This is a genomic window from Exiguobacterium sp. s34 (genome assembly GCF_018617435.1).
Classification (GTDB): domain Bacteria; phylum Bacillota; class Bacilli; order Exiguobacteriales; family Exiguobacteriaceae; genus Exiguobacterium; species Exiguobacterium aestuarii.
Genome location: NZ_JACSKE010000004.1, coordinates 97,637 through 119,546 on the forward strand (window position 1 = coordinate 97,637; position 21,910 = coordinate 119,546).

General features: G+C 47.8%; 18 protein-coding genes. 9 read left to right on the forward strand and 9 right to left on the reverse strand.

The window, feature by feature from the left end; all coding sequences use genetic code 11:
* The 3 genes from KNO87_RS09915 to KNO87_RS09925 are packed head-to-tail and all read left to right on the forward strand — an operon-like array spanning window position 1 to window position 2,032.
* Entirely contained in the window at window positions 1–756 is a 756-nt protein-coding gene (locus KNO87_RS09915) for a P-loop NTPase family protein (protein WP_214795898.1), read from the forward strand.
* Window positions 744–1,595 (forward strand): MBL fold metallo-hydrolase, encoded by an 852-nt coding sequence (locus KNO87_RS09920; RefSeq protein ID WP_214795906.1) that lies wholly within the window; start codon window positions 744–746, stop codon window positions 1,593–1,595. The genes KNO87_RS09915 and KNO87_RS09920 overlap by 13 nt, the downstream gene beginning before the upstream one ends.
* Window positions 1,596–1,600: 5 nt before the next feature.
* Window positions 1,601–2,032 carry a GNAT family N-acetyltransferase gene (locus KNO87_RS09925; RefSeq protein ID WP_214795908.1) on the forward strand — a complete coding sequence of 144 codons (432 nt, stop codon included), beginning with the start codon at window positions 1,601–1,603 and terminating at the stop codon, window positions 2,030–2,032.
* Between the two features lie 25 nt (window positions 2,033–2,057).
* Here KNO87_RS09925 and guaC read toward each other — a convergent pair whose 3' ends face one another.
* The 7 genes from guaC to KNO87_RS09960 all read right to left on the reverse strand — a co-directional run bounded on the left by guaC (window position 2,058) and on the right by KNO87_RS09960 (window position 14,403).
* A complete protein-coding gene (gene guaC, locus KNO87_RS09930) occupies window positions 2,058–3,041 on the reverse strand; it encodes a GMP reductase (protein ID WP_214795910.1) in 984 nt (327 codons plus the stop codon).
* Window positions 3,042–3,241: 200 nt separating this feature from the next.
* Entirely contained in the window at window positions 3,242–5,302 is a 2,061-nt protein-coding gene (locus tag KNO87_RS09935) for a PAS domain S-box protein (protein WP_214795912.1), read from the reverse strand.
* 112 nt (window positions 5,303–5,414) lie between these two features.
* A complete protein-coding gene (locus KNO87_RS09940) occupies window positions 5,415–6,599 on the reverse strand; it encodes an MFS transporter (protein WP_214795914.1) in 1,185 nt (394 codons plus the stop codon).
* A 154-nt stretch (window positions 6,600–6,753) separates the two neighbouring features.
* Window positions 6,754–8,763: a catalase gene (locus KNO87_RS09945; RefSeq protein WP_214795916.1), complete on the reverse strand. Its 2,010-nt coding sequence runs from the start codon at window positions 8,761–8,763 to the stop codon at window positions 6,754–6,756.
* Between the two features lie 132 nt (window positions 8,764–8,895).
* Window positions 8,896–9,549 (reverse strand): hypothetical protein, encoded by a 654-nt coding sequence (locus tag KNO87_RS09950; protein ID WP_214795918.1) that lies wholly within the window; start codon window positions 9,547–9,549, stop codon window positions 8,896–8,898.
* A 45-nt stretch (window positions 9,550–9,594) separates the two neighbouring features.
* Window positions 9,595–10,797: an NAD(P)/FAD-dependent oxidoreductase gene (locus KNO87_RS09955; protein ID WP_214795920.1), complete on the reverse strand. Its 1,203-nt coding sequence runs from the start codon at window positions 10,795–10,797 to the stop codon at window positions 9,595–9,597.
* A 99-nt stretch (window positions 10,798–10,896) separates the two neighbouring features.
* Entirely contained in the window at window positions 10,897–14,403 is a 3,507-nt protein-coding gene (locus KNO87_RS09960; RefSeq protein ID WP_214795922.1) for a lamin tail domain-containing protein, read from the reverse strand.
* Between the two features lie 373 nt (window positions 14,404–14,776).
* Here KNO87_RS09960 and KNO87_RS09965 point away from each other — a divergent pair, with 373 nt between their 5' ends.
* From KNO87_RS09965 to KNO87_RS09985, 5 genes are all read left to right on the forward strand, one after another.
* On the forward strand, window positions 14,777–15,538 hold the full coding sequence (locus KNO87_RS09965) for an alpha/beta hydrolase (protein WP_214795924.1): 762 nt from the start codon (window positions 14,777–14,779) through the stop codon (window positions 15,536–15,538).
* A gap of 129 nt (window positions 15,539–15,667) precedes the next feature.
* The gene (locus tag KNO87_RS09970) at window positions 15,668–17,323 is read left to right on the forward strand and encodes a glycoside hydrolase family 13 protein (RefSeq protein WP_214796185.1); all 1,656 of its coding nucleotides are present in this window, start codon (window positions 15,668–15,670) and stop codon (window positions 17,321–17,323) included.
* A gap of 54 nt (window positions 17,324–17,377) precedes the next feature.
* Window positions 17,378–17,716: a hypothetical protein gene (locus tag KNO87_RS09975; RefSeq protein ID WP_214790099.1), complete on the forward strand. Its 339-nt coding sequence runs from the start codon at window positions 17,378–17,380 to the stop codon at window positions 17,714–17,716.
* A gap of 57 nt (window positions 17,717–17,773) precedes the next feature.
* Window positions 17,774–17,977 carry a YwbE family protein gene (locus KNO87_RS09980; RefSeq protein ID WP_015880320.1) on the forward strand — a complete coding sequence of 68 codons (204 nt, stop codon included), beginning with the start codon at window positions 17,774–17,776 and terminating at the stop codon, window positions 17,975–17,977.
* Between the two features lies 1 nt (window position 17,978).
* Window positions 17,979–18,146, forward strand: coding sequence for a hypothetical protein (locus KNO87_RS09985; protein ID WP_015880321.1), 168 nt, complete (start codon window positions 17,979–17,981; stop codon window positions 18,144–18,146).
* Between the two features lie 41 nt (window positions 18,147–18,187).
* Here the strand turns inward: KNO87_RS09985 and KNO87_RS09990 are convergent, their stop codons facing one another.
* Complete coding sequence (locus tag KNO87_RS09990; protein ID WP_214795926.1) at window positions 18,188–19,168, reverse strand: hypothetical protein; 981 nt, start codon at window positions 19,166–19,168, stop codon at window positions 18,188–18,190.
* A gap of 390 nt (window positions 19,169–19,558) precedes the next feature.
* Between KNO87_RS09990 and KNO87_RS09995 the strand changes: the two genes are divergently transcribed.
* Window positions 19,559–21,031 (forward strand): alanine/glycine:cation symporter family protein, encoded by a 1,473-nt coding sequence (locus tag KNO87_RS09995; protein WP_214790101.1) that lies wholly within the window; start codon window positions 19,559–19,561, stop codon window positions 21,029–21,031.
* Window positions 21,032–21,081: 50 nt separating this feature from the next.
* Here the strand turns inward: KNO87_RS09995 and KNO87_RS10000 are convergent, their stop codons facing one another.
* Window positions 21,082–21,882, reverse strand: a complete 801-nt coding sequence (locus KNO87_RS10000; protein WP_214790103.1) for a formate/nitrite transporter family protein — start codon at window positions 21,880–21,882, stop codon at window positions 21,082–21,084.
* Window positions 21,883–21,910: the final 28 nt, after the last annotated feature.

Here is a 21,910-nt window from a genome sequence, read left to right on the forward strand (position 1 = left end):
ATGGGGAGATTATGGTTGATCGAAGGGTTACCGGGAAGTGGAAAGTCCACATTTGCCGAAAAGTTATGCGCGATGAAACAAGGTGTCTTTTATTCGGAAGTGGACGCCGCTCACCCTGTTGACGTGCATGATGTGTATTGGGTGAATGAACGACCTTCACACGGTACGATTCTCGAGGAAATCGAAGGTGGATGGCTCGTCCGTTATGAGAAAGGGGAGGAGCGCATCGGGACGGACGTCTATGAATTGCCGTTCCCGCTCCATACTCGAATCATGTGCGAACGATGGCGTCGTTATGTGAAGAGTTTCGAGCAGGAAGAAGGAGACGTCGTCTTTGAATGCGCATTGCTTCAAAACCCGTTTACAATCGGGATGGTCGCACAGGACGTTTCTTTAGAGGCGATTGACGCGTACGTTCAAGCGATTGCATCTATTTTAAAACCTATTGAACCGACAGTTGTTTATTTAGAGTTGAACGACGTCGCACGCATATTTCCAATCATCTATGACGAACGACCGATTGCATGGCAACATGGATTCGTCGAATATTATACGACTGGGGTCTATGCGTTGAAACGTAACCTTGCCGATGTATCGGGAACGGTTACGGTATTGGAAGAGAGGCAGCGACACGAGCTCGATTTACTTGATCGGCTACCACTTCGCCACATCCGGATCCAGAACGATGAGCGCTCTTCGTTTGAAGAATTAACAAAATTGATAGAAGAGGAGTCGAGTCGTTCATGCAAACCTTAATCAAACACTCGGAGCGCTTTTGGTATATGACGCCGGTCGCGCATACAGACCGTCCGATTCTTGGTGCCGTTGTGGGTGACACACATACGTTGCTCATTGATGCAGGTAACTCGGTAGCGCACACATCGCTCTTTTTAGATGAACTTCAAAAGCAAGGTCTTCGAGCACCGTCGATGGTCGCATTGACACATTGGCATTGGGACCACATCTTCGGTTTACCTGCCCTAGAAGGGGTTGTCTCGATTGCGAGTGAGGCAACGAAGCATGAGATGAAAAAACTCATTCCGTACGCTTGGGATGACGCATCGTTGAATGAACGAGTTGCTGAAGGGATTGAAATCGAGTTTTGCGCGGAGGCAATCCGAGAAGAATACGGTGATTCGCGAGACATTCAAATCGTTTTGCCGACACTGACATTTCAGGAATCGCTGACGCTCGACCTCGGTGGGGTTCACGTCGTATTGAAGTATGTCGGTGGTGACCATTCGAAAGATTCAATCGTCCTCTATATCGTAGAAGAACGTGTTTTATTTTTAGGAGATGCGCTCTATGCGAACTTGTATGCTCCGACATGGCGGATGACGCCTGAAGCGACACTTCGATTGTTAGACATATTGGAAACATTCGATGCGCAGTTCATCGTTTGGTCACACGGTGAGATGGTGAGTCGTGAAGCGTTCGCCGAGGACTGTCTCGCCTTACGTCGAATCGCCACCATTTCAAATGATTTCCCGGGAAATAATGAACGAATCAGCCGTGTCTATGCCGAACTCATCAATCGTGAGATAAACGAGGAAGAGCAGGAATTGATTACATTTTTTGTGAATGGGACGGTGTGAAATCCATGCATACGATTGTTCGCATCCATGAAGAAGACGAGTTGTTTCAACAGTTTTTGACTGGGAAGTTGCGTGAATATAACAATGTACATTCGTTGCATCACCGTGAGATTCGCGAGGCGGTCGTACCGGTCGTTCAGTTGAAAATTGAGCAGGAAGGACACGTGATCGCCGGATTGTACGGGAGTGTATATTGGGGATGGTTCGATTTAGATCGCTTATGGGTGGATTCGAACGTACAGGGACAGCGGCTAGGTAGTCGATTACTTGAAGAAGGGGAGACGATTGCGAGGTCACTCGGTGCCAAGCGTGTGAAATTAACGACGTTCTCGTTTCAGGCTAAATCATTTTATGAGCGCTTCGGCTATACGGTCGCGGGCGTGCTTCCTGATTACCCACCTGGATCAGACTACTATATGATGATGAAGGTACTGTAAAAGGCGACACGATGGTCGCCTTTTTTTAATACACTTTATCCCCATTGAAGATTGAGTTTTTCACCATGACATAGTCTACCGTGCGCAACGCTTCTAGACTGTCACCACCCGCATAAGAAATCGCCGACTGGAGGTCTTGCTCCATCTCGGTCAATGTATCTTGCAATGCCCCTTTGTGTTCGACAAACATCTTTTTCCCCTCGACGTTTTTTCGTTCCCCTTTTTGGAACTCAGAAGCCGAACCGAAATACTCTTTTAATTGTTTGCCGTCTTGCTCAAACGTTTCCCCTGGAGATTCGTCATGACCAGCGAACAAGGATCCAATCATGACCATCGAAGCGCCGAAACGAATCGATTTGGCGATGTCGCCATGTGTACGGATTCCCCCATCCGCAATGATTGGTTTTGTTGCCGCCTTGGCACACCAACGAAGTGCAGCCAATTGCCAGCCGCCCGTGCCGAACCCCGTTTTGATTTTCGTAATACATACTTTCCCTGGCCCGATTCCGACTTTCGTAGCATCCGCACCGGCATGTTCTAATTCGCGAACAGCCTCTGGCGTCCCAACGTTCCCCGCGATGACGAATGAACCCGGAAGGTGGTGCTTAATATGTTGAATCATTCGAATGACTGCATTCGAGTGTCCATGTGCGATATCGATTGTGATGAATTCTGGCGTATGGCCAGTCGATTGAAGCATCTCGATAAACGCATACTCCTCATCCTTCACCCCAACGCTGATGGAGGCATAAAGCCCCTTCTCATGCATGTCTTGGATAAACGCGAGACGCGTCTCAGGATTGAAGCGATGCATAATGTAAAAGTATCCTTTTTCGGCCAACATGAGTGCTACTTTTTCATCAATGATCGTTTGCATGTTAGCAGGAACGACCGGTAAGCGAAACGTGAAGCCACCGAGCTCGATGGTCGGATCACATTCCGAACGACTATCGACAATACATTTTGCAGGAATTAATTGAATATCTTCATAATCAAACACTTTATCCATATGTCACACCCCTATTTACGAACATTAATGTCTTTAACAATAAAAAACTTCGCCCATTCGGTAATATAACGCGAATAGCTCTCGAAGTCAAAGGTAAAATGGATAATAAACATCTAAAAATGAATAAATTTATCTTTTGATATGTTTAATGTTCGGTTTTATCTGTGATTTACTGATGTTTCACGTGAAAAAAGGATCACTTAAAGGTGATCCTTGGAAAGGGCATATTGATTTCTTCCGCCAGCTTTCGCCTCATATAGGGCGAGATCGGCGCGTTTTAACAATTGTTTAGTGGATAATCCTTTGACATATCGGACACCCCCGACACTCGAAGTGGTGATGAACGTATGATGATCGATTTCCCAAGGGCGTTGTAGCGCCTTGATGATTTTTTCTGCGACGCGATGGAGAGCAGATGCGTCGTTGTAGCGAATAAGAACAGCAAACTCATCACCGCCGAGTCGCGCGATCATATCTTGTTTTCGAAGAACCGACGTCAAACGACGCGCTAATTGTCGCAAGAGTTCGTCACCGACATCATGTCCGAACGTATCATTAATTTGTTTAAAACGGTCGACATCGAGGGCGAGGACGGCTAATTTCTCCTGTTCCAGTTCGCTTTGTCCAATCGCTTCTTCGAGATAGGCGAGGAAGTAGCGTCGATTCGGCAAATCGGTCAACGTATCGTGATACGCCAAATGCTTCAATTGCTTCTCGAGCGCCTTACGTTGCATGATTTCACGACTGACCGTCAAGTAGTGAAGAAGTTGACCCGATTCGTTGTAGATCGGTTGAATTTTTGTTTCGAGCCATACCCAGCGTTGGTCGGCATGGAAGTGACGGAATTCAAGCGTCAAGGAGACATCTTGCTCTTTCAATTCTTTTAATTGTTTACGCACGATATGGATGTCATCCGGGTGAATATAGTCAAGCGTATTCTTTCCTTCGTAGTAACCGGGCGCAAAACCGAGAATTGTCTGGTGGGATGGGGATGCATAACGAACAGCACCGTCCCGTTCTAACATGCAGACGAGATCACTCATGTTTTCCGTAATCAGTCGATATTGTAATTCGCTTTGCCTCAAAGCTTGCTCCATTTCACGCTTTTCCGTGACATCACGCAAAATCGTCAACACGGCCATCTGTCCCTCATAGTCGATAAGGAGACTACTGATGTCCATCTGTAGTCTGTCTCCGCCTGGCGTTACAATAACCATTTCCGTATCTTGTACAGGTCCCCCGAGTTCAAGGGAGGCGAGGCGTTTACGAGTGGACTGATGATACTCTTCCGCAATGAAAGAGAAGATAGACTCACTCTCGAGATATGTCTCCCCGATCGTGGCGAGCGCCATCTCGTTCGCATACAAAATCTTACCGTTTTGATGGACGATGATGCCTTCTGGAATCGTCTCAATGAGTTGACGATAGCGGCGCTCACTTTCAATTGTAGCGCGTTCGGCATTCTTCTCAGGAGTCAAATCGATGATGATCGCAAACAGTCCCGTAATATTACCGCCGACTTCGATCGGGATGTTCAACACGGACAAATCGAGCCGTTCCCCCGACTCATGAGTAGCGTAAATCGAATATTTATGAGGGATCCCGGACAAGGTGAACTGTAATCCTTTACGGACACGAGAACGTTCTTCTTCAGGGAGCCAATGAAGAAACGGTTGATGGAGCATCTCCTGTTCTGCATATCCAGTGATGGCTGTAACAGCTGGGTTGACCGATTTGATATTTAGATGATGATCGAGCACGAAAATCCCATGAGGCGAGTAACGTCTCAGTGATTCATGATGATCTTTTAAAATCGATAATTCAAGTTCGCGACGCTTTCGTTCTGTCACTTCGCGAACGACCGAGACGATATGGGTACAGGTACCCTCATCATTAAAAATAGGTGTTACTTCTGACTCGAAGTAATGAAGGGGAAGTGTTAACACGTCATCCGCTTCTACCGTATCTGTGTAGAACGAGTCAGCGAGACGATAATCTTCATAGACGACACTTTTTTTCGTTCGAATCGCTTCATCGTAATGCTTTTTAATGAGCGCGGCCGTATCGGCAGGGACGAGTTCTTCAATCTGCTTTCCGACATCTGCGTCCGACCACTTGATTGCGCGCTTTGCAGGTTCATTCACGAAGACATACCGATAAGCTGAACCATCGACTTCCATAAAGAACACATAGTCTGAAATTTTATCGAACGTCCGTAATAAAATCGATGCGTTGTATTGAAGTGTTTGGTCAGCTTTCATCTCGTCTCCCTCATTTCGTTCATTCTATTTTTTACACGTCATTTTTATCTTAACGTATCCTTCGGTAAAATGTGTGAACTTTCAAAAAAAGACAGGATGTGTAGACATCCTGTCAGGCAGCTTCTTTCAATTGTTTTTGTTCGCTTCGGCCGTTCATGAGGTAATACAAGAAAATGGTGAAGAGAACGACACCAGAAAGCATCAAGTACAACGTCGAAAACCCAGTCAATGGAATGAGTAAACCGATGAAGTATGGACCAAATCCGAGACCTGCATCGAGGGCGATGAAGAACGTCGAAGTGGCCATTCCCATCCGATGCGGTGGTGAGGCCTTGACGGCGATCGCTTGAGTACCGGACTGGATATTCCCGAATCCGAGTCCGATGAGAGCACCTGCGAGTAATAGCATCCAGCCACTGTTTGCTTGACTGAGCACGAGAAGCCCGATGGCGAAGATGGCGATTGCCGGATACATGACGACGTTCGCGCCGCGCGCATCCATCAACTTCCCTGTGATCGGACGCGACAATAGGACGGCGACGGAATAGACGAGGAAGAAGATACTCGCTGCTTCGATCAAGTCGAGTTCACTCGCGTAAAAGTTGATGTAGGATAAGACACTCGAGTAGCTGAGTGCGGCCATCCCGATGATGAGCGCAATCGGTAACGCCTTCGGTTCGACGAATGACTTCAATGTGAAGCCGCGAACGACTTCAGGAGCGTCTACTTCAGGTACGTTCACGAAGAACGTACTCGCTAAACTAATCAGTCCGATCACGAAACAAAGTCCGAAAATGACCGTAAAGCTCGTATATTGGCTAAGGAGCAACCCGACGAATGGCCCGATGGCTGTCGCCAGGGTAGAGCTCATACTGTAATAACCGATTCCTTCACCTTTTCGAGTCGCAGGAATGACTTGCGCTACGATTGTTCCGGTTGCGGTACTCGATAATCCCATCCCGAGACCGTGTACGAAACGAGTGAGTAACAAGAAACCGACGCCCCAATGGACGAAGTACAGCAAAATCGTTGCGGTGAAAAAGACGAGGCCGATATAAAGCGTCTTTTTCCGACCAATCGAATCGATGAGTCGACCGATAAACAGTCGTCCGGTCAGTGTCCCGATGATAAAGATGCCGGTGACGAGTCCTGCCTGGCTCGTCGTCGCCCCGTACGACTCGACGGCATGTACCCCGATGGTGACCATCAATAAGAAAAAGATGAGCGTCAGGAAGAAGTTGATGAGCGAGATGATCAGAAAGTCTCTCGTCCATAGTTTTTGGATAGGTTGATGCATCGAACACGACGCCTCCTTTTCTTCAAAATCGAATAGTTAATAAACATAACTAAAAGAGTATACCAAATCAAAACAGGATTGTCTGAGATGATGCATCCGATGGAGCGGACGAGCACAAAAAAACTCGACTCATAAATCGAGTCGAGTGAAGTCGTTAAGCGCGGTCCCAGAAACGGGCGGTCGCGATCCCGTCGATGAATGTATCGAATCCATCGAGGTTATGCTCGTCAAACGTGAAGACACCAGGCTGGTCTGTTTTCACGCGGCACGTTGCGAGTGCTTCTTTATGATGCACGTGCAGGGCGAGCGGTTTATAGTGCTTGTACGTATTTTCGATAAACTCGAGAACGTCGTCTTCGACATGGGTTGCGGCGCTCACCAAGAAAGCGGCATCGAAGAGGCTCGAGTCGACCGTGTCGTACGTCTCTTTTACTTTCAGGTCACCCAGCATATGGGCCTTCTTGCCGACGAGACTGTAGTTGACGTTGTGGTCGGCAAGCTTCTTCACCCATTGTTTCACTTGATTCGCATCCACATCACCGGCGAGAAGAAGGGCGACGCTCTTCGTATCCGGTTTTTTGATCGTATTCGCCATGGAGAGGGCGGGGGACGACTTGTCTGACTGGACCTCATTATTCTCTTCCGGCACTTGTACGCCTAAGTTGTCGGCGACGACCTCGGCAAGATGACGATCGATTCGGTTCAATAAATCGACAGCATTCTCTTTCACCATGTCGGACTCACACTTCCCGAGCTCGAAGCTGCAGGCGTCTTGAATATGTTGCTTCTCGACATCGGTCATGCTGTTATAGAAGAGCTTCGCCTGTGAATAGAAATCAAGGAAGCTGTCGCTGCGTCCCCGAATCTTATGTCCATCGACTTTCTCTTGGTAGTGCTCGAATCCACCTTGGTCGGCTGGTACGGGTTCTGGCTGGTTGTTGTTGAGCGCATTTTTATGATAGCTCGTCTGTCCTTTATGGACGGCCATTTGATGCATGCCATCACGCTGGTTGTTATGGAACGGACAAACCGGCTTGTTGATCGGGATTTGGTGGAAGTTTGGTCCACCGAGACGCGAAAGTTGCGTGTCCGTATAAGAGAATAGACGTCCTTGTAAGAGCGGGTCGTTCGAGAAATCAATCCCTGGGACGAGGTGTCCCGGATGGAACGCGACTTGCTCGGTTTCGGCGAAGAAGTTATCGACGTTTCGATTGAGCGTCATCTTCCCGACAAGTTTCACAGGGATTTCTTCCTCTGGCCATAGTTTAGTCGGGTCTAGAATGTCGAAGTCATAGTTGAACTCATCTTCTTCCGGGATGAGCTGAAGACCGAGTTCCCACTCTGGATAATCCCCTTTGTTAATGGCTTCATACAAGTCGACACGATGGAAATCGGCATTTTTCCCGACTGCTTTTTGGGCTTCGTCCCATACTTGTGAATGAACCCCGAGCTTCGGCTTCCAATGGAACTTGACGAAATGTGCCTTTCCTTCTGCGTTCACGAGACGGAACGTATGGACCCCGAACCCTTCCATCATGCGTAGACTGCGCGGAATCCCCCGATCACTCATCGCCCACATGACCATATGAGCAGTTTCGTGGTTTTGTCCGACGAAGTCCCAGAACGTATCGTGCGCGCTTCCCCCTTGCGGCACTTCCGTATGCGGTTCAGGTTTTACGGCATGGACAAGGTCAGGGAACTTGATCGCATCTTGGATGAAGAAGACAGGGATGTTGTTCCCGACTAGGTCGTAGTTTCCTTCGTCTGTATAAAACTTCGTTGCAAAGCCACGGACGTCACGCACCGTATCCGCAGAACCACGTGATCCTTGGACGGTCGAGAAACGGACGAATACCGGTGTCGTCTTCGAAGGGTCGTTCAAGAAATCGGCCTTCGTGATATCGGCGAGCGGTTCATATACGTGGAACTCTCCATGAGCACCGACGCCACGAGCGTGAACAATGCGTTCTGGAATCCGCTCGTGATCGAAGTGGGTCATCTTCTCCCGGAAATGAAAGTCTTCAATCAAGGTAGGACCACGACGCCCCGCTTTCAGTGAGAATTCATCTTCCGCCATCTTCAACCCTTGGTTCGTCGTCAAGCCTGCTTGTTGTTCGTTATCAATCGTATGTTGTTTTAATTGCTCTTCTTTCTTGTTCCCCATGTGATTGCCTCCCTTAAGTATGACTGACCGTCGTAAGTCGCGTTTTGACCTACTGTATCGATGTTCCCTAACGGAAATAAAAAAATCCCTCTTTTTCAAAAAAGAGAGATTTCACACAAATGGTCGATTAGCTTACAGTACGGCCCATACATGCTGTTTCAAGACGACTTGTTGCACGGATTTTGGGTCGAGATCATATTCATTGGAAACGATTCGCGTCACTTTTGACTTCACATCAGGATCGTCGGGATCTTGTTTTGTATATTGTTCTTGCCATAACGCCCAGATTTGAATCTCTTTGTCAGTCAGTTTCGTCGACCACTCTTTCTCACGCAGTTGCCAGCCGAACGACATCTCGTCTGTTTGACCGGGCTCGACCCAATCGGCAAGCGCATAGTCGCCTTCAGGAGCGAATACGGCTTCACCAAGTGTGGGGTCTGTCCCGATATAGGCGGCATCATCATAAAATCGTAGCAAGGCGGCTTGAAACTGATCGGACTGTCGAACTTCATCGATGACGTCGTGACTGATTGATTGAAGTTCATCCGTACTTGGTTCGCCATGAACGACGACATCGTATTCATAGCGGGTGACACCGTCGTCTTGAACAGGTGAACGTTCTTCAATTGTATATATTTCCTCGGACATAGAGACGTGTTCAGACTTTAATTGTGTAGTGGGCGTGGACTCGTGCGGCCAAAACCAGAGGGCGCAGCCGAGAGGAACGAGAAACACGACAAGTCGGCGAAACGTGTACACCCAATTTGCTTTTCTTTTTTTCTTCAATCCAAAAACACTCCTTCAATATGTAACAACCCCAAAGAATAGGGGTTACGTTCGATCTAGACGAACGAGATCGGCATCCGGATGGACTTGACCACGAACGAGGGCGCTCAGGATGTGAGAGCCGAGCATACTGTACACCGTCCCATTTCCCCCATATCCTAGTAAGTAAAACAAGTTCGGTCGATTCGGGTGTTCCCCGATGAACGGAAGCTGGTCCACCGATTCTCCAAATAAGGCGACCCAGGCGTAGTCGACTTCAAGGTCATACATCGGGAAGAGTTCAGCGATCTTCTCCTTCACTCGCTCAGCCCGATCATTCATGAGCGCCTCATTGTGAGGCGTCTCTGCTTTGTCTTCGTCGAGACCGCCAGCGATAATTCGACCATCCGGAGTCGTACGTAAATAGAGGTACGGTCGTTTCGTCTCCCAGATGAGTGCACGCCCTTCCCATTCGGTAAATTCAGCAATCGGATTTGTAGCGATGGCATACGAACGATTCAAATCGATACGATGAGAATCGAGTAGGGGAGCAGGGCCGTAGCCCGTCGCAAAGATGACTTTATTCGCTTTAAATGTTCCGTTTGAAGTGAAAACGAGCCAACCTTCACCGTCCGAAACGACTTCATCGACCGACGTCTCTTCAAAAATCGGTACGTGCTGTTTCGATAAGTGACGAATGATTTGACGGCTGAGCGTGAGTGGATTGACTTCAGCATCCCCTTTTGTGATCAATGCCGCGGGTTTCTCAAATGGGAAGCGTTCACGCAACGCCTCACGATCAAGCCATTCTACTTCAAAACCATGCTTCGAAAGCATCTCATACTCAAGTTTCAATTTGGCAACATCGGCCTCTTCGCTCGCAAAGCAAAGGCTATCCCGTCGAATATAGATCTCGGATGCGCTCACATCTTCCGCTACTTGATCGAGCGATTCAACGGCATCGAGACAAAGGCGATAGAAGCGTACGGCTGCTTCTTCGCCAATTTTTTCTGCAAGTTCGTGTAGCATGATGTCATTCGAATATTGAATGAGTCCCGTGTTCGCCGACGTGCTACCCGTTCCGACTTTCCGTCCATCCAGTACCGCAAAATCCACACCATCCTGTTGTAACGTATAGGCGGTCAACGTCCCGGACATACCGGCACCGATGACGAGCACGTCATAATGCTCTTTTTTCTCAGGTTTTTTCAATACGACGTCATCTGATTCGGTCGTCGGCCAATATAAGTCTCCGTTATACAATTCCATCGTTTCATCCTCCATGATTCAGCATCTTTCTTTTTATCCCCGCTTCAAGAGAGGTGAAACCCAAAAAAACCGCAGACGATGTGTCTGCGGTTCAACATGTTATTTCTTGATGATGATGGATGAAGAGGAAGCACCTTTCGTATACGTGATGCGTTGGACATTTTTTGCCCCGCGAATCTCGGCAAGGTTTTTCCCGTCAACGATGACTTCCTTCACTGTTGCGCCTTTGAAGTCGATGATGGCACCGGCTTCTTTTGGTTTCACTTGAACGACGACGTTTTTCAAAGCGTCACCCGTCAATTCCGTGAATGCACCACGAACGAAGATGCCGTTTTTGAAGTTCGTGCCTTTTCCAATCGTCACGCCGATGAAATCCTCTTGAAGGACGAGGCGAGCGGCCGGATGATTTTCTACCGCGTAACGTGTCAACTCGACTTCAGGTTCCGGTGTGAAATCGATTTGTGCGAGAACCGGGTCATGGTCACTGGCGCGACCTGACATCTCCGTGAAGTCCGCATTGACGTGAATCATGTCAATCTTTGTAGAAGCGGCCAAGCGGTTCGACACGAGGATATGGTCGAGCACTTGCGAGTTCCCTTGATAGACATATGAGTAACGGTCGACAGCAGGGACTTTCTCGACCATGTTCGTCATCAAGTCACCTTTGAAGATTTGAAGTGCATCTGAGAATTCGAAATCGTTGAAGTCTCCAAGAGCGACAACGTTCGCTTCTGGGTTCTTCGTCTTCACGTCCGCCACGAAGTTGTGGACGACTTCTGCGATCTTCTTACGTTGTACCTCACTTCCGAGCACGACCGGCTGTTGCGAACCGAAGAAGCCAGTGTCTCCACCTTTTGAGTTCCAGTGGTTCGCGATGACGATGACGTTCTCGCCTTGGAAGTCGAATTGAGCTGCTAACGGCTTACGTGAGCGATCGAACGCTTCATTCGTCGGGTCGATGCGTCCCGGGTTATGTGTCAACTTTCCGTTCTCGTATCCGACAGCCGTCGTCGCATCACCAGCAGGCATTCCATCCGTCAATGACACGCGCTCAGGGTCATACAAGAAGCCGACGCGGATGTTGGCATCCGGTGCGCCACCGTCTTGGTTGTTCTCTGGGTCGATGTTGACGTACTTATATGTTTTTCCACCGACAGCGACAATGTTGTCAATCAAGCGTTGATAGCTTTGGTCGGCGGCAGAACCTGCACCTTTGTCCTGTCCATCGTTGTCTTGTACTTCTGTCACGCCGATGATGTCAGGGCTGTTCAATTCGTTGACGAACGCTTTCGCCAATTTGAGTGCCTTCTCATCCGATGTTTCTTTGATGTTGTTCGAGAAGTTCTCTAAGTTGTACGAGGCAATCGTCAATTGATCTTCTTCTGCTTCGATGAACGTCTTCTCACGTTGCGCGTCCCCTTTGACGAAAGCAGCTTTCATGTTCTCGAGAGAGGCTTGGATCTTATAGTTACCGAACGAGTAGCCGACAACACCGACGATCGGTCCGTTGAAACGGTCACCTGTCGCGACATCGAAATCACGCGCTTCAGCGTTCGGTTCAAGACGGAACTGAATGCGTTCTGGGTTCGCGTCGTTCTTTTTCAATAAGACGCCACCATTGAACGTCTCCGTTGGTGTATCTTCGAGAACGGTCACCAAGTCACCGTATTCTTGAGGTCCGACCGATTTCAAGTTGTTCGTTTGAACGCGCATGCCTTCGAGGCTCTCCCAGAAGTCGATGGCGTCTTTTTCAGGGTTGAAGACGGCGAGGTTATCACTGTCGATAAACTCAGTCGGGAGGTTTGTCGCATCAATGGTAATCGGAGTCGGAAGTGTCACACCGCTCTCGAGCACTTCAACTTTCCCATTACGCGTATCGATTTGCGTCATCTTCATATCTGTCTGTTGACGATCGCTATATCCTTCAATCGCGTACTCACTTACTTTTCCGTTCACTTTGACGAGATCACCGACTTGAATGCCAGCGATTGAACGTCCACCGTAAAGGACAATCCCTTCAGATGTGCGTGCATCGTCATCGGCTTCCGTATCAGGAGTTTGAATGAAGTAATACGTCGTTCCGCTCGAGACGAAAGTAGATGTGACGATTCCTTCAACACCTTCAACCGTCTGACCGTTCATCGGAGCCGTGTGGTTCGCTCCTTGGATGTCGTGAATACGAATCTTGTCTGTGATCTTGTAAGAGAACGTGGAGACCGCGCTGAATGTATCTCCTGTTTTTACAACTGTCTTCAACGTCGTCGAGTTTTCGATGCGAATCGGGTTCTCATATCGAGTTCCGTTTTCTTTCGGATCAGAACCGTCGAGTGTATAGAAAATCTCAGCGTCTGCCGTCGTTGTCGAGAGCGTAACGTCTTGCGATCCAACGAACGTACCAGCACCTGGTTTTGCGACGGCAGGACGAAGAACAGACGTATCGATGACCGTATCCGCCGGGTCACGCGGGATGATTTGATAAACGTCGTCAAACTGTTGAACGATTCCTGTGATGGATGAATAGTTCACGTCTGTCTGCAAATCGAGGATGCCACGCTCGTCACGAACGATGAACTCCTTCGTTCCGTCCGTTGCTGTCAAGTTTTGGCCGCTACCTGTGAGCGTGACATTTTTGACAGTGACCAGCTCTGACTCAGCATCCTCATTGATTTGTTCGCCCGTCAACACTTGTGGGGCAGGGAGCGCCGCCGCTTGCTTCGATACGACGACCGCACTGTTCAATTGAAGAAGTTCACGATACGAACCGACGACACCCGTAACGACGACTTCATCCCCGACATTGACCGCAAGCGACGTTGGACGGATGGAAAGACCACCTGTCGCGTCTTGAATGGAGATCGTGTTCGCTAATTTTCCTGTGACGACTCCTTTTACCGTGACCGTCTCGTTTTCTGCTTTTGTCCGTGCATCAGCGATTGAAATCGGTGTGACCGGTGCAGGTGGTTCCGTCGTGCCGCCATCTCCGTACTCGACGCCTTGGAACGTGTGTGCTCCGAGGTTATCGAACGAGTCCTGTGGCGTCGATGTCCATTCAACCGAAGGATCGAAGGCATTGCTGCCATCACTATCGCCACGCGTCACTGTATCTTTACGAATGAGCGATTGGTCGGCAGTCGCCACGGTCGTTCCCCATTTTGTACCTGGGTCGAAGCCGAGTTGGCCGAAGACATCGAGAACCGTGTCTCCTTTTTTCAAGATGATTGTGTCATCACCGTTGAAGTTCGTGACAGCGCTCGTTGTATCCGATTTTGCTTTCAATGCTTCCGATGCACTGCCGTTCACGATGACATATGTAGCCCCTGGTTCGAGTGTTCCCGTCAGGTTCAATGTGTTTCCGGCAGTCGTGCCGCCGTTTGAATACAATTCAATTGTGTAAGCAGAAAGATCGATTGTCGCGTTTGTTCCGTTGAACAACTCGATTGCTTTGTTGTTGCTCGAACCTTCTACATATTCTGAAATGAAAAGGTCTGAAGCGTTCAACATCTCGGCGTACACGTTTGCCGCGATTGGCGTCATGCTGCTGACGATGAGTCCTGCTGACAAGGCGAGTCCAGTGACTGCCTTAAATGATTGTGTTGGTTTCCCCATGTGTAAGTCTCCCTTGGATGTAATTGTGTAATCCGATTTCCCCATCGTACGTTGTCATAAATTGATTATAAACAACCCTCCTTCACATCAAAAAAACTATGATAACGCTTACATTACTTTCCTTTTAACGAATCACTTGAAAAATTATTCGTGTATTGTCAAAAATGACAAACACATTTCCCAAGTTTTAAACTACATGTTAAACATAACCAAGCAGACGTCAGAACTCAATCCACTAAATACGAAGTTATGATTACAGTTTGATGACAAAGTAAAGGATCATTGAAGAACTTGACGATTACTCGGATAACTTTTACACTCTTCTAATACGAATTAATTGTATCGGTTAAGTGGGTATTAAAAGGAGGCAGTAATGAGAGCAATCAACTATCCAGTCATTCCTGGGGCAGGCGCATTTTATTATGAAGGAAACGAAATCGGTATTTTGCTTTGTCATGGGTTCAATGGAACGCCTCAAAGTGTTCAAGACGTCGGAATCGAATTGATGAAACAAGGATTTACCGTGTATGCACCGCGTTTAAAAGGACACGGGACAGACCCGGAAGATTTTCGATGTTCGACTCATCGATGTTGGTATAAGAGTGTGGTTGAAGGCATCGACCGATTACGTGAATCATGTCGGACGGTCATCGTCGTAGGGCAGTCGATGGGTGGGACGCTAGCGCTCAAGGCCGCCCTTGACGAAAAAGCAGATGCAATCGTGACGATTAATGCTGCGTTATCCGTACCGGGATATGCGTGTCATGCATCAGATACCGAGTGTCGCTTTATCGATGAAGACGCTCCGGATATCGCAGCAGAGGATGTGTACGAGATTGTCTATGACCGTGTGCCGACAAGAGCGATTCGGGAGTTGCTTTCATTGATTGATGAGGTGAGACCACAAGTCGGTTCGGTAAACGTCCCGACATACGTCATCCATTCGGCTGTCGACAACGTCGTGCCGCCAACCGACTCGATTTGGTTATACGATCAACTTCAAGGTACAAAAGAATATGCGGTGCTTCCGAACTCGTATCATGTCGCGACGATGGATCATGATTGGAAACACTTATCGAAGCTCATCACGACTTTTTGTGAACAAGTGGGGGCGCTTCATTCAAATGCAGTGTAAACTGCATTTTTTTGTGAGTTGATTCTTTGCAAACGCTTGCACTAATGCTATGGTAAATGTGAATCATACCTTATTGTAGGAGGCACGTGCCGTATGGAGACGTTGTTCAGCCAAACGAAACAAACAGAAATCAGTCGCGTATGGTGGAAAGAGGCGATTGCCTATCAAATCTATCCACGAAGTTTCAAAGATTCAAACGGAGACGGAATTGGGGATCTCCGTGGCATTATCGAAAAACTCGATTACTTAGAAGACCTTGGCATTGATGTGATTTGGATTTGTCCGATGTATAAATCGCCAAATGATGACAATGGATATGATATTAGTGACTATCAAGACATTATGGAAGAGTTCGGGACGATGGAAGATTTCGATGCGCTGTTAGAGGCGGTGCATGCACGAGGCATGAAACTGTTGCTCGACCTCGTCGTCAACCATACGTCGGATGAGCATCCGTGGTTCCTTGAGTCGAAAAGCTCCAAAGATAACCCGAAACGGGATTGGTACATCTGGCGAGACGGAAAAGACGGTGCGCCACCGAGCAACTGGGCAAGTATCTTTGGCGGCTCTGCTTGGGAATACGATGCGCAGACCGACCAGTATTACTTACACGTCTTTTCGAAGAAACAGCCGGATTTGAACTGGGAGAACCGTGAAGTCCGAACGGCCGTCTATGACATGATCAACTGGTGGCTCGATAAAGGCGTCGACGGGTTCCGTGTCGATGCCATCAGTCATATTAAAAAGATGCCAACAGGGACGATGCTTCCATCTCCGGACGGCAAGCCGGTCGTCACGGCGTTCTCGATGTATTCAAACATTGAAGGAATCCATGACTACCTTCAAGAGATGAAGCGGGAGACGTTCTCGAAATACGATATAATGACCGTCGGTGAAACGAACGGGATTGAACCGGAAGCGGCAGATCTTTGGATGGGGCCAGAAAACGGTGCGATGAATATGGCATTTCATTTTGACCATGTCGACATTATGCGACGGTCGCGACTCGCCCCACTCGATGTCGTCGAGTTGAAACGAATCTTCGATAAGTGGCAGCAAGGTTTACGCGACACAGGATGGAACGCGCTATATATTGAAAACCACGACATGGTGCGAGCGGTCTCGCTCGTCGGGGATGAGCAACACTACTGGCGGGAGAGTGCGACTGCGCTTGCGATGATGTATTTCTTTATGCATGGGACACCGTTCATCTATCAAGGACAAGAGATTGGGATGAAGAACGTGCCGCTCCCGTCCATCCATGACTACGATGACGTCGCGACGAAAAATGAGTACTTCGAACGAATTGCGAACGGGATGAGTGAGCTTGATTCGATGCAACAAGTGTGGGGCACGTCCCGTGACAACGTGCGAACACCGATTCAATGGGATGCGTCACCATATGCCGGTTTCTCGACGACAACCCCATGGATGCCGATTCATGAAGAGTACGAGACACTCAACGTTGAGGCGCAGAAACACGATCAACACTCGATTTTATCGTTCTACAAGGAGATGATTCGTCTTCGCCGGGCCGAGGATACGTTCACGTACGGTCGTTATCGTGATGTCTTGCCGGAACATAAGCAGGCTTTCGTCTACGAACGGACATTTGAAAATAATCGATTCTTCGTGGTCGTCAACTTGACCGCTAATCCGGCAGAAGTGATCATTCCGGAGATTGCGAGTGCGACGCTTGTCATGACGAATGAAATCGATCCGGAGACGATTGATACCGAGACATTTATGTTGCGACCATTCGCAGCACGTTTGTATCGTTTATGATAGAGGGGTACCTTCTTAGGAGGGTACCTCTTTTGAATATGAGGTGAGACGAGGATGCATACGGTTATATTTTCGAATGAGAACGAGTCAGTGCAGGTTGTGATTGCAAATGCCAATCGTGAACGATTAACTTTACGGATTGGGGAAAGTTGTAGTGTGATCGCTGTGACGGCGTATCTCGACTTTGCAGAGACGTTCGCGGAGGCTTTTCATTCTCTACAAGGATTAGCTACGCTTTGCGATATAGACGGAAACGAGGTCATCGACGTCAGCTTCTCACATCGGGGCGTCCGTATCGCGTTCCATAATCCCTTTCCGGAGAAGATGCTACAGACCGATCAAAGTTACATGACGGAAACGATGCGACAAATCGGGATCTGGAATAGGCTGTGACAAATGAGGGAAAAGAGCATATGATAGAGATTGACTAAATGGAAAGGGGTGTCGGGTATGGATGGAACGAAACGTGCTGACATTCGCCCAGGGCTCCATGTCCAAATCGTTTTGAAACAAGATCAACGAAGCGGGAAGCTGACGAAAGGCGTCGTTCAAGATATCTTGACGAACTCGCCACGTCATCCGCATGGAATCAAAGTGCGTTTGAGCGATGGACAGGTCGGTCGTGTGAAAGTGATCGAAGCTGGAGGTGAGTAAGATGAGCGAGAAAAAACTATCTTTTCAAGAAGCGATGAAACAAAAGCTTGCAGAAAAGAAACAGAACCAGACGAAGGTTCCGACAGGTTTACATGGTACAAAACAAAAACCGTTAACGAGTCAATTGACGAAAAAACCTAATAACCAGAAGAAACGTACTGGTATTTAAAAAGCAGTCGCTTGAAAGAAGCGACTGCTTTTTTTGATGGATTAGTCGTGTAACGTATTTTCAAAATAACCGTTGTTGAATTGATCGAGAAGTTGTTGGTAATACTTCATTTGGTCTACGTTATTGTTAGCTAAAGCTGTTTCTGCGCCGGAAAGTAGTTCGCCAACTGTCAAACCAGTCGATATGCCACTGTCTTTATAGACGAGCTCTAGATCAAGGAACGCAGGGTCATTCAATAATACGTTGATTTTCGCTGCTGTCAACTGCATAATCAATCGTTTTTCTTCCGTCATTGATTTTGGAGAACCTGTCATTAATGCAGACAACGCCTGTTGTCCTTCAAGTGTGCTGACATCATAGGATACTCCTTGAATATAAACGATTGAACCATACTCAAACGAGACTTTTTCATAGTTGAAGATGTTCTTCCAGAATCCGATTGTATAGACCCCATAATCGATCTCTGGTGGCGGAGGTGTGCATTCTTCAACAGTCAATGTCACATAGCGGACCCAAGGAGTTCCAGTGCCTGGATCACCAGGATAAGCCGTCTCCGTTTCTCCATTGACGATTGTGTCTAGGTGAAGGAAAACGTTAAATTGGAAGCCGTTTGACTTCAATACACTTTCGTCTACACCAAGATAACTTGCTAACGAAGCATAAGGGATTAGTAGATGTGTTGGATCAACGAGCGATGCTGTTTTAAATTCGTATGCGCCTGGACTTCCACGTTCGAGTGATTCGCTTGTTAACCGAAAATCAATTTTGATGTTTTCAGGCACGTCAGCTAATGTCACACCATCATTTAAATCGATGACAATTTTTAGACCGTCTGCGACAAACTCAAAATCGACGACTCCGATTGGGATGTTCTGTCCTGCATAGATGGTTGAGTCAGAGGTGGTGGAGATACACCACTGCGTCCCGTCATTTGCTTCGACAACATTACCTTTCATGGGTAACAAGGACAACACGAATGCCAACACAACGAACCAAGACAACCATTTCCGATGCCTTTTCATGATGGATTCCTTCTTTCTTCTAGATGACTTTACGTGGTGAACAGAAGGTGACAACTATAGTAAGTTAATACCCGATAAACAGAGAAAACATAGATGAAACTCCAAAAAAACAGCTTGAAATAGAGGGATAATGGACTGACTTACCCTTAAAATTCATGAAATTGAGTTTTCAAATATGTCAAAACAATCATGATTTAATATTTCTAAACATTTTTATGTAAGCGCTTTAAATGACTAAAAATAAGGAATCTCGTCGAATTGATGTGAAAAAAGAGTGAAATCACTTATAAAAAAATTGTTGCTAATTGTCAGAATCTTTGTATAATTCAGAACTAAGACATCATAAAAAATTCTCAACTTCAGATTCACACAACAGGGAGGAACTTATTCATGGAAGCGATTCAAGGTATGTTACAAGGAAGCGTCGACTTTTTGAACAACATCTTATGGTCGTACGTATTGATCGCCGTGCTCGTTGGAGCCGGGATCTACTTCACAGTCAAAACACGATTTATGCAGTTCCGTTACTTAAAAGAAATGTTCCGGACGATTACAGATAAATCGGACGTAACACCATCAAAAGATGGAAAGAGTATCACACCAATGAAATCATTCTTCATCGGTGCAGCTACTCGTATCGGTACGGGTAACCTTGCAGGGGTTACGGTAGCGGTCACACTCGGTGGACCAGGAGCGGTCTTCTGGATGTGGATTGTCGCCCTTCTCGGTGGAGCGACAGCGATGATTGAAAGTACATTGGCTCAAGTATACAAAGTGAAAGACGATGTCGCGTACCGCGGTGGTCCGGCTTACTACATTGAAAAAGGTTTGAACAACCGTGCGCTCGGAATCGTATTCGCGGTTCTCATCGCCGTCACATTCGGTTTGATCTTCAACTCAGTTCAATCGAACACGATCGCTGCAGCATTCGATAACGCGTTCGGTGTCGATGCAGTCATCGGTGGAGCAGTCTTAGTCGTCCTTACAGGTCTCGTCATCTTTGGTGGTGTACAACGTGTCGCGAACTTCTCGGCAATCGTCGTACCTGTCATGGCTGTTCTCTACCTTGCAATCGCACTTTACGTTGTCGTTGTAAACTTCGCTGAACTTCCAGCTGTCTTCGCGATGATCTTCCAAAGCGCATTCGGCTTAGACGAAGCGGTCGGTGGTTCAATCGGTGCTGCGATCTCAATGGGTGTTCGTCGTGGACTCTTCTCGAACGAAGCTGGTATGGGTTCTGCACCAAACGCAGCAGCAGCTGCTGAAGTATCGCACCCAGCGAAACAAGGTTTCCTTCAAGCACTCGGTGTATTCTTGGATACATTGATCGTTTGTACGGCAACTGCAGCAATCATCCTTCTTTCAGATAGCTACGCTTCAGGGAACGGTGAAGGGATTGTCCTTCTTCAAAACGCTTTGACTGAACAAATCGGAGCGCTTGCTCCAGCATTCATCGCTGTCAGCGTCTTCTTGTTCGCGTTCAGCTCGATCGCAGGAAGCTACTACTACGGTGAAACGAACATCGAATTCATCAAGAAGAGCAAAGGTGCAGTCCTCGGATTCCGTCTTGCAACAATGGCATTCGTCTTCATCGGAGCGGTCGCTAGCCTCGGATTCGTTTGGAGCCTCGCTGACCTCTTCATGGCAGGGATGACATTGATCAACATCGCGGCAATCACATTGCTCGGTGGTGTTGCCTTCAAAGTCCTCAAAGACTACGAAGAGCAACGTGCTCAAGGTCTCAACCCACGCTTCTCTGCTCGTAAGCTCGGTATCGAGAACACAGAGTGCTGGGACGTGGAAGAAGACGAAGTGGCACAAGGTTCTGTTCAAGCAGCCGCTGCTGACTCTTCAAAATCATAATTCGTGAAATGAAACAAACAGGGACCCTGCGAATCGGGGTCCCTGTCTTTTTATGCACGTTGGCGAATCGGTTTGACGGCTTGCTCCGTCTCCGATTTGTTCAAATATAAGTAACTCCCCGCAACGAACAACGCACCACCGACAATATTACCGAGTGTGGCGAAGAACAAATTGTAAAGGGCACCGCTGAAGGTGATGAGGTCCGACGGTACATAGTGGAGCGCAAGGGCAAAAACGCCCATGTTCGCAATCGAGTGCTCGAACCCGGCGGCAAAAAATACGACGACTGGAATCATCGTCAGCATAATCTTCGCGACGTCATTGTTCGTTTTGAGCGGCATGAAGATGGCCAAACAGACGAGCACGTTACATAAGATCCCTTTCAGAAAAATCGCGAGGGCATCTCCACCGATTTTTTTCGTTGCGACGACGGCGAGTAAGTGCTCACTTGTCACTTCCCCCATACTATGGGCACCGATGACGAGCAAGGCCAGGATGATGGCACCAATCAAGTTACCGACCCAACTGAGTCCCCATATTTTTGCTAAGTCTAGCCAAGCGACACGACCTCGTTTTGCACCGGTATAGAGATACATGGTGTTACTCGTAAAGAGTTCTCCACCCATCCACACGATGAAGACGAGTGCGACCGAGAAGCTCGCGCCGGCGATGAGCATCGTGCCGGGCACATCGATGAACATGTTTCCGACCGTGAACGAGAAGACGACCCCGATTCCAATCAAAAACCCTGCGATGATTGAGCGTAGCATGTATTGCGAAAATGATTGCTGAAGCAAGGATGATTTTTTAAATGCGGCTTCTTCCATATAGTCGACGACTTGCTTTTCCATAAAAAGACCTCCTTTAGACCCTTTCAGT

Coding starts and splice junctions, on each gene's coding strand:
- KNO87_RS09915 (WP_214795898.1), top strand. CDS start 1: ATGGGGAGATTATGGTTGATCGAAGGGTTACCGGGAAGTGGAAAGTCC.
- KNO87_RS09920 (WP_214795906.1), top strand. CDS start 744: ATGCAAACCTTAATCAAACACTCGGAGCGCTTTTGGTATATGACGCCG.
- KNO87_RS09925 (WP_214795908.1), top strand. CDS start 1,601: ATGCATACGATTGTTCGCATCCATGAAGAAGACGAGTTGTTTCAACAG.
- guaC (WP_214795910.1), bottom strand. CDS start 3,041: ATGGATAAAGTGTTTGATTATGAAGATATTCAATTAATTCCTGCAAAA.
- KNO87_RS09935 (WP_214795912.1), bottom strand. CDS start 5,302: ATGAAAGCTGACCAAACACTTCAATACAACGCATCGATTTTATTACGG.
- KNO87_RS09940 (WP_214795914.1), bottom strand. CDS start 6,599: ATGCATCAACCTATCCAAAAACTATGGACGAGAGACTTTCTGATCATC.
- KNO87_RS09945 (WP_214795916.1), bottom strand. CDS start 8,763: ATGGGGAACAAGAAAGAAGAGCAATTAAAACAACATACGATTGATAAC.
- KNO87_RS09955 (WP_214795920.1), bottom strand. CDS start 10,797: ATGGAATTGTATAACGGAGACTTATATTGGCCGACGACCGAATCAGAT.
- KNO87_RS09960 (WP_214795922.1), bottom strand. CDS start 14,403: ATGGGGAAACCAACACAATCATTTAAGGCAGTCACTGGACTCGCCTTG.
- KNO87_RS09965 (WP_214795924.1), top strand. CDS start 14,777: ATGAGAGCAATCAACTATCCAGTCATTCCTGGGGCAGGCGCATTTTAT.
- KNO87_RS09975 (WP_214790099.1), top strand. CDS start 17,378: ATGCATACGGTTATATTTTCGAATGAGAACGAGTCAGTGCAGGTTGTG.
- KNO87_RS09980 (WP_015880320.1), top strand. CDS start 17,774: ATGGATGGAACGAAACGTGCTGACATTCGCCCAGGGCTCCATGTCCAA.
- KNO87_RS09985 (WP_015880321.1), top strand. CDS start 17,979: ATGAGCGAGAAAAAACTATCTTTTCAAGAAGCGATGAAACAAAAGCTT.
- KNO87_RS09990 (WP_214795926.1), bottom strand. CDS start 19,168: ATGAAAAGGCATCGGAAATGGTTGTCTTGGTTCGTTGTGTTGGCATTC.
- KNO87_RS09995 (WP_214790101.1), top strand. CDS start 19,559: ATGGAAGCGATTCAAGGTATGTTACAAGGAAGCGTCGACTTTTTGAAC.
- KNO87_RS10000 (WP_214790103.1), bottom strand. CDS start 21,882: ATGGAAAAGCAAGTCGTCGACTATATGGAAGAAGCCGCATTTAAAAAA.